Origin of the sequence: Burkholderia sp. SIMBA_051, assembly GCF_046534915.1 — a bacterium.
Taxonomy (GTDB): Bacteria; Pseudomonadota; Gammaproteobacteria; order Burkholderiales; family Burkholderiaceae; genus Burkholderia; species Burkholderia ambifaria.
The window spans coordinates 1-395 of the sequence record NZ_JAWRXS010000075.1; the positions used below are offsets into that span (position 1 = coordinate 1).

The following is a 395-nucleotide window of genomic DNA, read 5'->3' on the forward strand; positions in this document are numbered from 1 at the left end:
GTCCCATCCAGCGTAAGGTGACTCTTCAATGGAACGTAACCGACAGCGGCTCCGACAGACCAGTGCTTTGTCATTGCGTAATTCACCCCGATCTCGAATACCGGATTCCACGATGAACTGAGTGACGCGTGCGCTGATCCGCCTGGACCAAGGTTATCCGTGACGAACTGACTATTAGTCGTGCGAACCTGGGTGAACCACGTATAGTTCACCCCTACCCCGACGAAAGGACGGAATTTCGACTGCGCGCCAAACAGGTGGTATCGCAGAACGATGGCGGGGGGCATCGGTCGCGTCGTCCCGAGGGTGCCGTATTTTCCGAGCGTGCCATCACCAACCAGATTCACTGTCAGGGGAAGTCCGATGAGTGTGGCAACGCCGATGTTGTCCGTGAC

1 protein-coding gene is annotated in these 395 nt (G+C 56.7%); it reads right to left on the minus strand.

Annotated elements, in window-relative coordinates; genetic code table 11:
- Positions 1 to 395: OmpW/AlkL family protein (locus SB771_RS33610; RefSeq protein WP_410721869.1), on the minus strand; the 395-nt coding region annotated here is incomplete at both ends.